Raw genomic sequence first — 382 nt, forward strand, 5'->3', positions numbered from 1 at the left:
GGGTGGGCGAGCGAGACCGTGAGCTCGCCGTCCGCGACGTCGGCCCGCAGGGTGTCGCCCTCCCGGACGCTGCCCTCGGTCAGCAGGTTGGAGATCCGGTTGTCGAGCTGGGACTGGATGGTGCGCCGCAGCGGGCGGGACCCGAACTCCGGCCGGTAGCCCTTTTCGGTCAGCTACTGCCTAGTCGCCGGGGCGACGTCCGCAAAGCCGCGGTCATAATGACCAGCAACAGCGCCTCGCATCCGATCCTCGATCCCTCGGGCCAGGTGGACCCGGTCCGCGAGGCGCAGCGGCGGGTCCTGCGCCTACAGTTCCAGCCCGAGTCCCTCAACCGGATCGACGCGATCATCGTCTTCCACGCCCTCGGCAAGGAGGAGCTGCT

The 382-nt window shown here is 69.6% G+C and carries 1 protein-coding gene; it reads right to left on the reverse strand.

Annotation, left to right across the window (positions count from 1 at the left end; all coding sequences use genetic code 11):
• Positions 1-173, reverse strand: a 173-nt coding sequence (locus UK12_RS45285; RefSeq protein WP_442973913.1) for a hypothetical protein, incomplete at its 3' end; no start/stop codon positions are given.
• Positions 174-382 lie beyond the last annotated feature (209 nt).

This window comes from Saccharothrix sp. ST-888 (assembly GCF_000955975.1).
Taxonomy (GTDB): domain Bacteria; phylum Actinomycetota; class Actinomycetes; order Streptomycetales; family Streptomycetaceae; genus Kitasatospora.